This window comes from Rhizobium sp. SRDI943, assembly GCF_057653695.1.
In genome coordinates this window covers 126,151-138,600 of sequence record NZ_JBYGKN010000003.1, presented here as the reverse complement: position 1 = coordinate 138,600, position 12,450 = coordinate 126,151, and the positions used below count along the sequence as shown (strand labels likewise).

Here is a 12,450-nt window from a genome sequence, read left to right as displayed (position 1 = left end):
CTCTCCGAGGGTCTTACTTTGCTGCATGAAGCTGCTCATACTGCCGAAGGATCTGGTTTCCGCGGGCCGCCGCAGCATCCAGTGCCTCCCGCGGCGTTTTTTGTCCGGTCCACACGCCTTGGATCTCCTCAACCAGAAGCGCCATCGACTGGTTGTGATTGCCAAAGCGGAAGCCGCGCGAATTGTCGGTTGGCGTGCCGCGCGTGAGTTGGAGAATGGCGACCTCGCGGGTCGGATGCTCCTTGAAATAGCCCTCGGATTTGGCCTCTTCGTAGGCGGCATTCGTCACCGGGACATAGCCGGTTTGCTTGCTCCACCAGACTTGTGTCTTCGGCAAGGCGACAAAATTCAAGAAGGCCGCAGTGCCTGCGTATTCTTCGTCCGACTTGCCTTTCAACACCCAAAGCGCTCCGCCGCCAATGGTGCTGTTCTTAGGCTCGATGCCCTCCTCATGCGGTAGGAACGTCGCGCTCCATTGAAATTTCGCACCGCTTTCAACAGCGGCATGCGCCGCGGTCGAGGCCACATAGGTCGAGCAACTGCCAGAGGTAAACAGCTGGTCGGGTGAGAGGCCTTGCCCGGCGATCTGCAGGACCCCATCGTCGAGCCACGTCTTGAGGCGTGTCACCTGGCCGACGATCAGCGGGCTCTTGTTGAAGATGAATTCGGTATCGAGACCACCGAAGCCGTTTGCCTTGGTACCGTAAGGCTGGTCCTGGATCGCGGCGTAGTTCTCGATCAGGCTCCAATAGAAGTCGTTTGCAAGCGCCATCTGGCACTTTGAAATTCCCTTCTCCTTGATAGCGTGCAACTGCTTGTCGAGTTCCTGCCAGGTCTCGGCCGGCTTGTCGAAGCCGGCTGCCTTGAAGTGATCGGCATTGTACCAGAAGATCGGTGTCGAGCTGTTGAAGGGCATTGCCGCCGGCTTGCCGTCAACGAGATAAAAGCCCGCGACCGGAGCGATGAAATTGCCCCAGTCGATCTTGTAGCCTTCCTTCTCCATAAGCTCCGGCACCGGGATGATGGCGCCGGAATTATACATGGTCAGAAAGCCTCGCTCGGCGGCTTGGATAAGCACGGGCTGCTGACCGACGCGATAGGCAGCCACCATCGCCGCCATGGTTTCCTCGTAATTGCCTTTGCTGATGCCAACGAGCTCATATTTGTCCTGCGAGGCATTGAAGTCCGAAATCAGCTGTTTGGTGATCTCGGCCAGGCGGCCGTTTGCTGCGTTCCACCACTCGATCTTGACGCGATCAGCTGCACTGGCGTCGCCTGCATTTGCCAATCCGAGCGTCATAAGAGCAGCGCCTGCCGCGAAGGACCGGAATCTCCGTCCTATGCGAGCGCCCATCGAAAATTCTGTCGTCATTTCGCTTTCCTCTCCATTGCCGTTGTGTTCGCCGACCGGCACGTCCAGCGCCGATCAACCCCTCCCAAGGTGGCGATGAAAACAAGGGTGGGGCCACTTGTTACAAATGTCAATAGCGTGTTACAAATGTATGACGATATCGAAGGGAGGATACTTTGGCAGCGATCGAACTGATTGACCTGAAGAAAAATTACGGCCCCGTCTCCGCGGTGAAGGGGATCAATCTCACCGTCGCAGATGGTGAAATGATCGTGCTGGTCGGACCGTCGGGATGCGGAAAGTCGACTTTGCTTCGTATGATCGCCGGCCTAGAAGCCATAAGCTCCGGGCACCTCAGGATCGCTGGCAGCGACGTTAGCCATGTCGATCCGGCCGACCGCAACATCGCCATGGTGTTCCAAAACTATGCGCTCTATCCTCACATGACCGTTCGGCAGAATCTCGAATACGGCCTCAAAAATCGCCGTGTCGCTCGCGGCGAGATTGATCGGCGAATCGCCAATGCCGCCAGCATTCTGGAGATTGGCGAATTCCTCGAGCGGCGCCCCCGCCAGCTGTCCGGCGGACAGCGGCAACGGGTTGCCATGGGCCGCGCCATCGTCCGCGATCCCGCCGCCTTTCTCTTCGATGAACCGCTGTCCAACCTGGATGCGAAGCTGCGTGTGCAAATGCGCGTCGAAATCCGAAGACTGCAGCGGCAGCTTAAAACGACAAGCCTTTATGTGACGCACGACCAGCTCGAGGCCATGACGCTTGCCGACCGGCTGGTGGTCATGAACGGTGGCCGGATCGAGCAGATCGGGACACCAATCGAGGTGTTCCGCCGGCCTGAAACGGTGTTCGTGGCAGGGTTCATTGGCTCACCGCCGATGAACCTGATCGATCTCGATCAGCTTGGCCCCTGCCAACTCGCGCTTCCCAGGGATACCGATGTCATCGGCATCCGGCCGAGTGCAATCAATCTCGGTGGGAGTTCAGCGCATGATCTCCGGTTCGACGCTTTCGTTGAATTGATCGAGACCGTCGGCGATGAGAATAACGTCCATTTGCGCATCGATGGCGCGGACAAGCGCGTCGTGGCCAGTGTTTCCACCAATCAGCGTCTGCAGGAAGGTGATCGGATTTCGTGTCATGTGGGAATGGATGGCCTGCATCCCTTCAACCGGGCGACCGGGCGTCGAACCGATTGACAGGGGAAGCAAACGGCATCCAACCGTCACAATTGACAACGGCAGGAATTCGCGATCCATAGCCGTCAAAGCGGAGGCGCAGATATTGCATGACGCAGAATAGAAATTCTCCATTCGCCCCCGTTGCGCTCCCAGATGAGCAAATGCAGGTGCGCGTGGTTTGGCTCTATTACATGGAGGGGCGCACGCAAGGTGAAATTGCCGAAGCACTTTCAACCAACAGGCTTCGCGTCAACAAGATCATCGCAGAAGCGCGCCGATCAGGATTGGTCACGATCACGCTCAATTCGCGGCTGACATCCTGTGTGGCTCTGGAACAGCAGTTGGCGGCGGAATTCTCGCTCACCAGGGCTATCATCGTACCGACTCCAGAGGATGAGGACCTCATCCCCGTCCTGCTCGGTCAAGCGGCAGCCGATTATCTCGTTCAGTTGCTGAACGGCGGCAACATTCGCGGTATCGGCGTCGGATGGGGAGCCACTCTGCGCGAAATGGTGCGTCATATGCCTTCACAGCGGCGACCCGAAATCTGTGTCAACTCTGTCATGGGCGGACTGACGCATGGCATCGAAATCAACACGTTTGATATCGCAAGCGACCTTGCCCGCCAGCTCAATGCCGAATGTTCCTATCTTGCCGCGCCCATTTACGCCGGCAGCCCCGAGTCGCGCGAAGCGATCGTCAGACAAGACGTCTTTGAAGCGGCCTTCCGGCAGATCGAGGCCAATGACGTCATCGTGCTCAGCATCGGCGACATGACCGAACGCTCACTGCTGATGCGCTACGGCCTGCCGAGCAACATCAACATAGAAGAGCTTGTCGCAGCCGGCGCCTGTGGTGACGTGCTTGGCCAGTTTGTCGATAAGACCGGGCGCCCGATCGAGCATCCGATCAACAGGTGCGCGATTGCTCCGGAATTTGAGGTGTTACGAGCCATTCCCAATGTCGTCTTCGCATCGGGCGGCTTGAACAAGGTTCACGCAATTGCCGCGGTTTTGTTGTCCGGCCTTGGAAACGTGCTGATTTGCGACGAAGCGACCGCACTGCAGGCGCAACTCGTTGCTACCGAGTTGAGGACGCGCGGCGGGTCATAGACCGCGCATCGACGGCCGATCCCGGCTGCGAGCTCCTCCGGATACATCCACGTGCGCCTGCGCATCTCAGGAACTCTCCGGTCGCCCATCTGTTTTACATTCTGCACCGCCCAGAAATTGCCCCCAGAGGCAATCGGCGGCAGTGGAGCTGATCCATGGATATGACGCGCATTCGAGATCGCATGGTGGAGCACCACGTGACGTGTCGTGGCATTCGCGATCAAAACGTCATCGGGGCGATGCGCATGGTGGCGCGCGAAAAATTCGTTCCTCCAGGCTCCGAGGAATTCGCCTATGAGGATGCGCCGCTGTCGATCGGCGAGGGCCAGACGATTTCGCAGCCATTCATCGTGGCTCTGATGCTCGAAAAGGCCAATCTGAATGCCGGTGACAAAGTGCTCGAGGTCGGAACGGGCTCTGGCTATGCTTCCGCCCTCATCAGCCGGATAGCAAGGTATGTCTATTCTATCGAGCGCCATGAAAAGCTGGCGCTTGAGGCTAAGGAACGGTTCGAGAAACTGGGATACCGCAACATCGACGTTCGCGTCGGCGATGGCAGCAAGGGCTGGGCGAAAGCCGCTCCGTTCGATGCCATTATCGTTTCCGCGGGCGCACCCGAGGTGCCAACCGCCTTGAAAGAACAGCTGGGGCTTGGAGGGCGGCTGATCATTCCGGTCGGCCGCGGTGAAGGGCAGCGCCTGAAACGGCTCACGCGCACCGGCGCCACCGCATTCGAGGAAGAAGATCTCGGCGGGGTGCGCTTCGTTCCCTTGATCGGCCAAGACGCCTGGACTGCTACCCATCCGATGTACACGGCAACGGCCCCCTCGTTGCCGGGAACGGTTGCCTCCGAGCCAAGCTCTCCGCAAGACGCACAGGGAGGGGGCATGGGAAAGATAGACAAATTGCCCGCGCTGCCGCATCAGCATCATCAAGCAGCAGAAATCCGGCTGACAATCGACGACGAAGGAGACATCGCGAGTTAAGAGTATGAACTCTCTACCATTTTTGAGTTGATCACCGCTTGGGAATGCCCGTCAGAAGGATAGATCGAGCACCCTGCCCTCGAACAGACGGTCCCGAGAGCCTTCGAGATGCGCCTTCATCAGTCTTTGTGCATCGTCAGGCCGGCCATCGGCGATCGCCTTGTAGATGGCGTTATGCTCTTCATAGACCTGTTCCAACCCTTGGCGAGGGCCGAGCAAAGAGAGGCCGTGGAGATGCATGCCGACGGCGATATGAGCCTTCAGCGCATCGATCGAGGCCGTGTAATAATGATTGTTGGCAGCCTCCGTCACCGCGCGGTGGAAGAGGAAATCGGCGTCGGTGCGATGAAGTTGGTGGCTGGTCGCCTCACGCAGATCCGCAAGCGCGCTGGCGATCTTCTGGATGGCCTGCTCATTGCGGCGTTTGGCGGCGAAATAGGCGGCCGCCGGCTCGATCGTCAGTCGGAATTCGTAGCAGCGCTGAATGTCAGCGATGGTCTTGACCGGCGAATAGGCAAGCTGCGTCGTCGGCGATCCATGCGCGCTGACGAAGGTGCCGGCGCCCTGCCGGGCATAGACCATGCCTTGATCGCGCAGGCGCGCCAGCGCATCGCGGACGATCGGCCGCGACACACCCAGCATCGAGGCAAGCTCATGCTCGCCGGGAAGGCGTGAATCGGGCGGATAGTTTCCGCCGCGGATACGCTCGAGCAACTGGTCGAAGACGCGATCGACCAGCTTGACGCCCTTGCCGCGTTCGGGCTTGCCCGGCGGGCCGGCTTCCGCGTTCAAAGATTCGCCATTCACTTCAGCCACGTCATTCTCCCCGACGGTATCTTACTATGCCGCCCGATTCCAAAGGACCAGTCTTATCAAACTATCGGGCTTGCCGAAGCCCCCCGACTTCACGGCGCACCGAAAATGCCGCCCGTCGGCTGCCGTGACATCGAACCACGGCACACCGGCTTCGATTTCGCCCTGCGGCGCCAGCACTCTGACCCCAAGCGCCTGGAAAACGGCAAGCGCCGTATCGCCGCCGCCGACCATCAGCATGTCAGGCCTGGTATCGTCGATGACCGATCTAACGCCTGCAGCAAAACAGCGGGCGACCTCTGCTGCATCGGCTGTCATATCGCCGGTGCAGCGCAGCAGCGCCGGCAGCGCCATGCCCTCCCCGACTTCGACCTGCCCCATCGGCGCGTCTACCACCATGCGCAGGACACCCGAGGCTTCGAGCCGGTCCATCTGGGTAGCGGTAATCGGATCGCGCGAGCCAAAAGCGAAAAGGGTGCGTCGGGTCGCTGCAAATTCCGGCACCGGCTGCCGCCCCGTTTCGCCGAGCTGGCGGGCAAGAGCAGCACCCAGACCCCGTGCGCCGACCGCAAGTGCCAGCCGCCAGTCCTGATCAACCACGATCTGGTCGAGATCACTGTCATTCTCCGCATCGGCAACGGTGACGCTGCCTGCGCGGCTCTCGAACAGATCGGCGATCGGGAGCGGCTTGTCGACGCCGCGGCCGACAACACAGCCTCTGTAGGTCACGCGCTCCTGATCGGGAATAGCGGGCGCCACGAGGATAGTCTCCAGGCCGAGCGCATCTGCCAGCGCCAGGCTCTCCGCCGCGACATTGCCCTTCAGACGGGAGTCGATCTTCTTCATCACGACTGCGGGCTTCACGCCACGAAGTGCCTCGGTCGCGAAGCGCACCCTTTCGGCAGCTTCGCGCTCGCCGAGCGCGCGCGAGGCCGTGTTGATAACGACCACGTCACAGCCAGTGGCGATGGCATCCTCTGCGGCCTCGACATCAACGGCGACCGAAATCGAAAGGCCGGCTTCGACGAAGGGCGTGCCTGTATCGAGCGCGCCGGTCAGGTCATCGGCAATGATGACGGCCTTCAGCGTCATGCGGTCTGTCCGGTGTTGACGGCGTGACAGGCGACGAGATGGCCGGGTTTTGCTTCCTGCCACGCGGGGATAACCTTGCTGCAGACATCCATGGCGATCGGGCAGCGCGTGTGGAAACGGCAGCCGGTCGGCGGGTTCAGCGGGCTCGGCACATCACCCTGCAGGATCTGGCGCTGGCGCGTGCGCTCATGCTCCGGATCGGTCTCCGGAACGGCCGACAGCAGCGCTCTGGTATAGGGATGCAGCGGATTGTCGAACAGTTCCTCGCGGCTGGCAAGTTCGGCCAGCCGCCCGAGATACATGACGCCGACACGGGTGCTGATATGGCGCACGACCGCGAGATCATGGGCGATGAAGAGATAGGTCAGCCCGTATTTTTCCTGCAAATCGAGCAGCAGGTTGATGATCTGTGCCTGGATCGACACGTCGAGCGCCGAAATCGCCTCGTCGCAGACGATGAATTTCGGCTGGCAGGCGAGCGCGCGGGCAATGACGACGCGCTGGCGCTGACCGCCGGAAAGCTCGTGCGGGTAGCGCTGGGCAAACCGCGTCGGCAGGCCGACATCGGTGAGCAGTGTCGTCACCCTGTCCTTCAGCTCGGCCTTGGTGCAGAGCTTGTGGAAGAGGATCGGCTCGCCGATCGCCTCGCCCACCGTCATGCGCGGATTGAGTGTCGAATAGGGATCCTGGAAGACGATCTGCAGGTCGCGGCGAAACGGCCGCATCTGCTTCTCGTCGAGCGTCGCGAGATCCTGGCCCTTGTAGACGACCTTGCCGCTGGTCGCCTTGTAGAGGTTGAGGATGGTGAAACCGGTCGTCGACTTGCCGCAGCCGGATTCGCCGACCAGGCTCAGCGTCTCGCCTTCCATGATGTCGAGATTGACATTGTCGAGGGCATAGACGGTTGCCGAGCGTTCGCCGAAGGCGCCGAGCTTGACGTGGAAATGCTTGACCAGGTTTTCGATCTTGAGCAGCGGTTGAGCGCCCATCACGCGGCCTCCTGCATTCTCTGGACGACGAAACAGGCGGCGCGGTGATTGGCGCTGCCGCTCAACGGTTCGAGCTGCGGCACCTTCTCGTGGCATATGGCTTCGGCAAGCGGGCAGCGCGGCGCAAATGGGCAACCCTTCGGCCGGCGGCCAGGCTCCGGCGGCGTGCCGCCGATCGAGCTCAGCCGGCTTGCCGGCGGGTCCGAAAGCTTCGGGATAGAAGACAGCAGGCCGCGCGTATAGGGATGGCTCGGGCGGGCATAGAGCTCGTCGACCGGCGCATCCTCGACCACCGTGCCGGCATAGAGCACGGCGACGCGATCGACCAGGCCGGCGATCAGCGCCAGATCATGGGTGATCCAGACGACCGACATGCCGAGCTTGGCTCTGAGATCCTTCACCAGATCGACGATCTGAGCCTGGATGGTGACGTCGAGCGCCGTCGTCGGCTCATCGGCAATCAAAAGCTTCGGATTGCAGGCAAGACCGATCGCGATCATCACGCGCTGGCGCATGCCGCCGGAGAGCTCGTGCGGATAGGCCTGCAGGCGCTCTTCCGGGCCGGGAATGCCGACAAGCCGCAGAAGTTCGACAGCGCGGGCGCGGGCCGCCGCCTTTTTCATTCCGCGATGGTAGACCAGCGGCTCACAGATCTGGTCGCCGACGCGCATCACCGGATTGAGTGAAGTCATCGGATCCTGAAAGACGAAGCCGATATCGCCGCCGCGCACCTTGCGCAGCTCGCGATTCGACATCGTCTGCAGGTCGCGGCCGTCGAATGTCGCCGATCCCTTGGTGACCTTGATCTTGTTCGGCAGCAGCCGCATCAGGCTCAGCATGGTCAGGCTCTTGCCGCAGCCGGATTCGCCGACGACGCCAAGGGTCTCGCCCTTGTTGACATGGAGATCGATGCCATCGACGACCACGGCCGGGCCGTTGCGGCCGTCGATCTCGACGGTGAGGCCCCTGACATCGAGCAGGCGGTCGGTGCTTTTCGTATCCATCATTTGCTGCCCCGCGGATTGAGCGCGTCGTTGAGTCCGTCGCCAAGGAAGCTGAAGGCAACCGAGGCAAGGCCGAGCACGGCCGCCGGAGCGGCGAGAAGGTGGGGATAATGCTGCCAGACGCGCAGGCCGTCCGAGATCATGTTGCCCCAGCTCGGCGTTGGCGGATTGACCCCGACGCCGAGGAAGCTGAAGGCGCTTTCCAGCACCATCGCCGTGCCGAGGCCGGCGCTGACCGAGACGATCAGGGGGCCGAGCGCATTCGGAATGACATAACGCTTGATGATGATCCAGTTCGACAGGCCGAGCGCCTGGGCCGCGGTGATATAGGGCCGGCTGCGGATCGACAGTACCTGGGCGCGCACGAGACGGGCGTAAGGCGGCCAGGAGATCAGCGCCATCGAGCCGAAGACGAGAATGAAATCCACCCACATGGTTTCGCGGTAGAAGGGATTGAGGGTCGCGAGATAACGCGCCTCCATCCATTTGCTGATCGGCGATTTCAGCGAGGCGTTGATGACGACGACGAGCAGCAGGTTGGGAACCGACATCGTCACGTCGGTCAGCCACATGATGGCGCGATCGAATGGATTGCCGAAGAAACCAGCGACGGCCCCGAGCACGAGGCCAATCAGCACCGCGAAGACGGTGACGATGATGGCGACGAGGAAGGCGGTGCGTGTGCCGAAGACCACGCGGCTGAAGACGTCGCGGCCGAGATCGTCGGTTCCGAAGAGGTGGCTCATCGACGGCAGGACGTTGCGGGCGTTGAGGTCCTGGCTCAAATAATCATAAGGCGTGAGGTAGGGGCCGAAGATCGCCGTGAAGCCGAGGATCAGGACGATGACGAGGCCGAAGATGGCGAGCCTGTTGCGCTTCAGCCGATACCAGGCATCGCGCCACAGGCTGACCGGCTCTTCGACGGTTTCGGTGGTGGAAAGAGGGATGGCGGACATGGTCAGCGGCTCCTTCTTGAATCATTGGCGCGCGGGTCGAGCAGCGGATAGAGCACATCCACCAGGAGGTTCGAGACCATCACCAGGAATGAGCCGATCAGCGTGATCGCCAGAATGACCGGATAATCGGAATTGATCAGCGCCTGCACAGTCAACCGGCCGAGGCCCGGCAGGCCGAAGACGAGTTCGACGAAGATCGCGCCGTTGACGATGGTGATCATGATCAGGCCGAGCTGCGTGACGACGGGCGTCAGCACCGGCCGCAGGATATGGCGCAATGCCACGATGATCTCGGGCACGCCCTTGGCGCGGGCGGTGCGGACGAAATCCTCCGACAGTACCTCGATGACGGCGGCACGCGTCTGCCTCACGATCAGCGCGATCGGCTGGAAGGAAAGGACGAGCAACGGCAGCAGGATACGGACATCGAAGATGCCGCCCCAGCCATAGGGCACGCTTGCACCCGGCAGCAGCACGATGAGGCCGACCATCAGCATCGGACCGGCGACATAGGCCGGGATCGCCCAGAGGAAGAGTGCGGAGCCCAGAATGGCATAGTCGATGCGCGAATTCTGGTTGAGCGCAGCGATCATGCCGAGCGGGATCGCGACGACGGCGGTCAGGATGATGGAACAGATCGCAAGCTGGAAGGAGACGGGGGCTGCGGCCGAGACCATTGCCCAGACGGAGCGGCCCGAGGTCAACGAATTGCCGAACTGGCCGTGCAGCAGGTTCCAGATGTAAAGGCCGAACTGGACGATGAAGGGTTTGTTGAGACCGGCACTTTCGCGAATGGCTTCGATGCGCTGCGGATTATAGGCGACGTCGCCTGGCGCGCGCAGGAAGATCAGCTTGATCGGATCGCCTGCACCATAGAAGGCCAGCGCGTAGACCGCCAGCATCACCACCAAAACGGACGGAATCCAGATGGCAAATCGGGTTAGCACGTAGCGCAGCAAGGCCACCTCCCACCTGTTGTTCGACGCGTTCCCGCTTTTGGCTGCGATCGCATCTCTTCTTTTTGATACGTGCGCGAAGGCCTTGCGGCCTTCGCGCGGGTTATTGCCGATTGGAACGGTTTCCGCCGGATCAACCGATGGAAATGTTCCAGGGTTCGACGACCTGCCAGTCAAGGTTCTTTTCCAGGCCCTTGACCTCTTTGGTAGCCCAGCGCGACATCGCCTGAGAATACCATGGAATGAAGGCCCAATCCTCGCGGAACGCCTTCTGGGCTTCCTGGGCGAGAGCGATGCGCTTCGGATCGTCCGCAGCCTTGGTCGTGGCCTCGGCAAGGGCACTGTCGACCTTGTCGTTCTTGTATCCACCGAGCTTGTTCTGCGCATTCGACGAGGTCGAGGCGATGCAGCCCGCCAGATAGGAGACGGCATCGGGAACGCGGGTGCCGACGTCGTCGCGGAAGATCTGGACCGAATTCTGATCCGGACCCGCATAGGAATCCTGCTGCGGCTTCATGTCGACGGCTGTGATGCCGAGATTCTGACGCCACTGCTCGGCGATGAACTGGGCGGCGGCCTGAATGGCCGGCGCCGAAATGCCGACGAACAGGATCTTCGGCAGGCGCTCCGGACCGCCGTAGGTCGATTCCGCAAGCAGCTTCTTGGCAGCAGCCGGATCATAGGGATAAGGCTCGAAACCGGAATTCTCCGCACCCGGAACCGAGTTGAGGATCTGGTCGGCTTTCTTGTGCGGGCCGTCGGGATAGGACGCCTTGAACAGGCCGTCGCGATCGACGGCCATGATCAGCGCCTGGCGGACCTTCGGATCGTCCATCGGCGCGCGGGAGATGTTGAACCAGAAATGCTGGCTGGTCGGGATCAGCGGGCCGGCCGAGAATTCCGGACCAAGATCCTGGATGATGGTCGAGGTGACAAGTTCGGTATGGGCGTTGAACTCGCCCGATTTGATCAGCGACGTTGCAGTGACATTATCCTCGATCGAGGTGATATCAATTCGGGCAAGCTTCGGCTTCGGTCCGAAGAAGTTCTCATTCGGCTCGAACGAGAGTTTGCCGGCGTCGATATCGATGCTCGTCAGCTTGAACGGACCGGAGAAGACCGGCTTGCTATCGGGCTTATACCAATCGATGATCTCCTCGCCGTCGCTGCCGCGCGACTGCGATGCCTTGGTGATCGGTGCGATGTGGTTTGCCAGGCGCATGAAGAAGATCGGGTCTGCGGCACCAAGCGTCACCACGACCGTCCCTTCGTCGGGTGTCGCGACACCAGTCAGTTCGTTGCCGGAGCCGGCGGCGATTTCGGCGTAACCCTTGACCCTGCTCAGCACCTGGTCGGCGCGCTGGTTCTTGGTGTTGGGCATCGAGGAGACTTCCCACGATCCCTTGACATCCGCCGAGGTGATCTTGCTGCCGTCGGAAAAGACGGCCTTCGGGTCGAGCTTGAAGGTCCAGACTGTGTTGTCGGCCGATTCCCAGCTGGTGAAGACGTAGGGCTTGATATTGCCTTCGCTGTCGAAATACATCGGCGATGCCCACCAGATCGAATTCCAGCGGAACGTCCTGCCGCCGCCGCGCAGCGGCGACCAGTCCTGGTCGAAGGCCGGATTTGCGACCTTCAGGACCTGGCCTTCATCGGCCATAACGATGCGGGCATTCATCCCGAATACGGTGAGGCCGACACCGGCTGCAAGGCCGAGCTTCAGCGCGTTACGACGTGATATTTTGGTTTTATCCGATTGATCAGACATGGCATTCCTCCCAGAGTGAATTCGGCAGCGCTCTCCCTGCACCTGCCAGGCGCAGCACAATCCGTTCCGTATCGTTCTCCCGTTATTGTAAATATGTCAACAAAAAATCGCGATTTCAATCCGAACAAAATTTTCTCCTGAAAATATATAAGTTATAACAGATAGATAACTTTTCGCGGCGGCTTCACGGCATTTTGTCTTCTTGACAAAAGCGCGGCAATATAAAAGTT

10 protein-coding genes and 1 pseudogene are annotated in these 12,450 nt (G+C 60.7%); 3 read left to right on the top strand and 8 right to left on the bottom strand.

Features of this window, described 5'->3' with window-relative positions:
* Positions 1-13 precede the first annotated feature (13 nt).
* On the bottom strand, positions 14-1,372 hold the full coding sequence (locus tag AC245Y_RS31950) for an extracellular solute-binding protein (RefSeq protein WP_020487142.1): 1,359 nt from the start codon (positions 1,370-1,372) through the stop codon (positions 14-16).
* A 155-nt stretch (positions 1,373-1,527) separates the two neighbouring features.
* On the opposite strand from AC245Y_RS31950, the gene AC245Y_RS31945 reads away from it, so the two are divergent.
* The 3 genes and pseudogenes from AC245Y_RS31945 to AC245Y_RS31935 all read left to right on the top strand — a co-directional run.
* Complete coding sequence (locus tag AC245Y_RS31945) at positions 1,528-2,562, top strand: sn-glycerol-3-phosphate import ATP-binding protein UgpC (RefSeq protein WP_017997111.1); 1,035 nt, start codon at positions 1,528-1,530, stop codon at positions 2,560-2,562.
* A gap of 89 nt (positions 2,563-2,651) precedes the next feature.
* Positions 2,652-3,656: a sugar-binding transcriptional regulator gene (locus AC245Y_RS31940; protein WP_012760157.1), complete on the top strand. Its 1,005-nt coding sequence runs from the start codon at positions 2,652-2,654 to the stop codon at positions 3,654-3,656.
* A 155-nt stretch (positions 3,657-3,811) separates the two neighbouring features.
* A pseudogene (locus tag AC245Y_RS31935) lies at positions 3,812-4,576 on the top strand (protein-L-isoaspartate(D-aspartate) O-methyltransferase); the annotation flags it as partial.
* 117 nt (positions 4,577-4,693) lie between these two features.
* Here the strand turns inward: AC245Y_RS31935 and AC245Y_RS31930 are convergent.
* From AC245Y_RS31930 to AC245Y_RS31900, 7 genes are all read right to left on the bottom strand, one after another.
* On the bottom strand, positions 4,694-5,458 hold the full coding sequence (locus AC245Y_RS31930; protein ID WP_017997109.1) for a FadR/GntR family transcriptional regulator: 765 nt from the start codon (positions 5,456-5,458) through the stop codon (positions 4,694-4,696).
* A 24-nt stretch (positions 5,459-5,482) separates the two neighbouring features.
* Positions 5,483-6,547 carry a four-carbon acid sugar kinase family protein gene (locus AC245Y_RS31925; RefSeq protein ID WP_017997108.1) on the bottom strand — a complete coding sequence of 355 codons (1,065 nt, stop codon included), beginning with the start codon at positions 6,545-6,547 and terminating at the stop codon, positions 5,483-5,485.
* Positions 6,544-7,536, bottom strand: coding sequence for an ABC transporter ATP-binding protein (locus tag AC245Y_RS31920; protein WP_026157687.1), 993 nt, complete (start codon positions 7,534-7,536; stop codon positions 6,544-6,546). The genes AC245Y_RS31925 and AC245Y_RS31920 overlap by 4 nt, the downstream gene beginning before the upstream one ends.
* The gene (locus AC245Y_RS31915) at positions 7,536-8,543 is read right to left on the bottom strand and encodes an ABC transporter ATP-binding protein (RefSeq protein WP_017997106.1); all 1,008 of its coding nucleotides are present in this window, start codon (positions 8,541-8,543) and stop codon (positions 7,536-7,538) included. Before AC245Y_RS31915 ends, AC245Y_RS31920 begins: the two co-directional genes overlap by 1 nt.
* Positions 8,540-9,496: an ABC transporter permease gene (locus tag AC245Y_RS31910; RefSeq protein WP_012760162.1), complete on the bottom strand. Its 957-nt coding sequence runs from the start codon at positions 9,494-9,496 to the stop codon at positions 8,540-8,542. Before AC245Y_RS31910 ends, AC245Y_RS31915 begins: the two co-directional genes overlap by 4 nt.
* A gap of 2 nt (positions 9,497-9,498) precedes the next feature.
* Positions 9,499-10,455: an ABC transporter permease gene (locus AC245Y_RS31905; RefSeq protein ID WP_012760163.1), complete on the bottom strand. Its 957-nt coding sequence runs from the start codon at positions 10,453-10,455 to the stop codon at positions 9,499-9,501.
* A gap of 130 nt (positions 10,456-10,585) precedes the next feature.
* Entirely contained in the window at positions 10,586-12,220 is a 1,635-nt protein-coding gene (locus AC245Y_RS31900) for an ABC transporter substrate-binding protein (RefSeq protein ID WP_017997104.1), read from the bottom strand.
* Between the last annotated feature and the right edge of the window lie 230 nt (positions 12,221-12,450).